The following is a 3,229-nucleotide window of genomic DNA, read 5'->3' on the forward strand; positions in this document are numbered from 1 at the left end:
ACATCCACTTGTCTAAACTAAATATATATGTGTCCAGAATTTTGGGTACACATCATTTCTACGAAATCACGATTTTTGAGCCACTCCCTATTCTTTTTGTATCTTCATTTAGGTATTTTTCAAAATTATAAATGATTGGGAAGACGTAAAAATAGACACTAAGACTGATTCAATCTTAGTGTCATTTTTATATTATCCTGAGTTTCTAAGTCCAGTAGCAACTCCGTTAATTGTTATGTGAATTGTATTAATTTGAGATTCTGGCAATTTACCTTCTCTTGCACGTTTAATCAATTCCACTTGAAGTAAGTTTAGAGTATTAAAGTATTGTAACCTATTTTCTAAACTTCGAGTTAAATATGTATTATCTTCTAAGAACTCTTTGTGTTCTGAAATTTCTAGTACTACTTGTTTAGTTAAGTTCCACTCTCTTAAAATTTCTTCGTATACATTTCTAGTTTCTTCATCATTACATAGATTTGCATATTCTTTAGCTATATCCATATCTGATTTTGACATAACCATATCTACATTTGATAATAATGATGTAAAGAATGGCCATTGTTTATACATAGAACGTAGCTTTTCAATATTCGCTTTGTCTTTATTGATAAAATTAGAGAATGCTGTCCCTACTCCATACCAACCAGGAAGCATAATTCTACTTTGAGACCATGAGAATACCCAAGGAATAGCTCTTAAGCCACCGATATCTGTAATTTTCTTACGTGATGCTGGACGAGAACCTATATTTAAACTTGATATTTCTTTAATTGGTGTTGCCTCAAAGAAATAATTGTAGAAGTTTGGATTTTCAAACACTAACTCACGGTATTTATTATAACTATCATCAACAATTTCATCCATAATAGCTTGGATTTTTGGAATATCTCTAATATCAGTATTCACTTTATCGGCATTCATTCTTTGAATTACAGCAGAGAATAATGCTTCTAGATTATAATATGCTGCGTCACTATTTCCATATTTAGCAGCTATAATTTCCCCTTGTTCAGTAAGTCGAATTCTATCTTGAACACTTCCTAACGGTTGTGAAATAATCGCATCATAACTTGGTCCACCACCTCGACCTACAGTACCACCACGACCGTGGAAAAATGTAACTTTGATATTGTGTTTCTCACCAAGCGAAGAAAGTTCTTGTTGAGCTTTGTATAACGACCATCCTGATGATAAATATCCACCATCTTTATTACTATCTGAATATCCTAACATTATTTCTTGGTATCGACCATTGTCACTTACCCATTTTTTCACTATATCTAAGCTTAAGTATTTATCCATAACTTCATATGAATTTTCTAAGTCTTCAATAGTTTCAAACAATGGTACGAGTTGCAACCTAGCAAAATCATTACCTACTAATCCAACTTCTTTAAGCATAATTGCTAATTCTAATAAATCTGATACACTTGTAGTATGAGATATTATATTTTGTTTAATTACATTATCACCAAGTTTATCTTTTAGTTTTCTTGCTGTTCTAAAGATAGCAAGCTCTTTTCTTAATTCTTCTGATTGTTTATCTTCATCATTAATACTTAGAGGACGTGGATCTTCTTCTAATTGTTTTAATAACAATTTACATTTTTCATCTTCACTTAAAGAACTATAGTCTTTTTCAATATTAGCACTTTTTAGTAACTCTGCTACAGAAGCTTCATATACACTTGAATCTTGACGCATATCTATACTTGCTAAGTAGAATCCAAAGATTTTCACAACATTTAGTAATTCTTCAAATTCTCCAGTGATTAATATTTCACCTTTATTTTCTAATAAAGATGTTTTTATTACTTCTAAATCACTTATAAATTCTAATGATGTTAAGTACTTTTCTCCAATTTCCTTATCATTAAGTAGAAATTCTTTAGTATTTTCAAGTTTTTCTTTAATATAAAATATTGCTCTTCTATATGGTTCTTTTTCTCTATATATCGATAAATCACTAGAACGGTTAGCTAATTCTTCTAATTCTTTACTTTCTTGAATATATTGAGTCGACATAGAGAATGTTCTGTATAAACTTTCTAGTTTATCTAAATAATAATTAGATATAAGTTCACACTGTTTCATCGCTGATAAATTCAGTGTTTCAGCTGTTACAAATGGATTACCATCACGGTCTCCACCAATCCACATTCCCATAGTTATTGGTGTTTCATTTTTTAAATCAATATTATTTTCTTCTAACAACAGCTTATATTCAGTCATCAATTTTCCAATAGCTTTTATAAAAGATAAATTATAATATTCTAATACGTTTGTAATCTCATTGGCTACTTTTAATTTTTTTTCACGAATAATATCACTTTGTATTAATATTTCGATATGTTTTTGAATTGAATTTTTCCATTTTCTCTCGTTGATTAAACCGCTTTTTACATCTCTATGTTTTCTTAATAATGAGTGTAATTTTTCAGTCAAATCTAAAATTGTTTTACGTTGAACCTGTGTAGGGTGTGCTGTTAATACTGGTACAACATTAATATTATCTAAAATATTTTTATCTTTAATATTTTTTATTGAGTCAGACAACTTACCTATGTAAGACTCACCAGAGTTATTTTTATAGTTTACCTCATAAGCTAAGTCAACATCTTCGGCAATATTTATTAAAAGAGGTAAAACTGAGAAGAAGTTAGCAACAATTTCCATTTCCTCTTGTGTTAAGTCTTTAATAATAAGATTTAATTTTTCATAATTTTTCTGATCTGCTAATGATTTCAATTCTACTATCTTTTGAAAAGTTTCTTCTGAAATTAATTTTTGAGTTGCTTTCAATAACATTTCAGTAAGAATCTGAATCTCCTCTTGGATAATATTTTCATTTACATTGCTTTCTAGTCTTGTTTTTTGCATCTAGTTACTCCTTGATAAGATTTTTACTAATAAAGTTTATTTTATCAGTTTTAACTACATATTCCATTATAAAACTTTTTTAGAAATAACACAATGAATTTTGACCATTTTTTTCATTTTCTCATGTGTTTTACTAACTTTTTTTGTTTTTTTAATTTTATTGTTCTTATTTTGTTTTATCAAATAATATATTATATTATCTCTAAAAATTCTAATAATATTCTAATATTCACATGATTTATCATTCTAATAACTAGAAGATTAAATTGATAGTTTTTAATTTCTATACATAAAAAATGGGTCTATAATAAATACGGTTGATAATAAATATCAGCCGTATTTAAAT

Annotated in this window: 1 protein-coding gene; it reads right to left on the bottom strand. The window is 27.9% G+C overall.

Annotated elements, in window-relative coordinates:
- Window positions 1-192: 192 nt before the first annotated feature.
- Window positions 193-2,883 carry a phosphoenolpyruvate carboxylase gene (ppc, locus tag RYK99_RS08800; RefSeq protein ID WP_314991855.1) on the bottom strand — a complete coding sequence of 897 codons (2,691 nt, stop codon included), beginning with the start codon at window positions 2,881-2,883 and terminating at the stop codon, window positions 193-195.
- Window positions 2,884-3,229 lie beyond the last annotated feature (346 nt).

The organism is uncultured Gemella sp., from assembly GCF_963537375.1.
Lineage (GTDB): Bacteria > Bacillota > Bacilli > Staphylococcales > Gemellaceae > Gemella.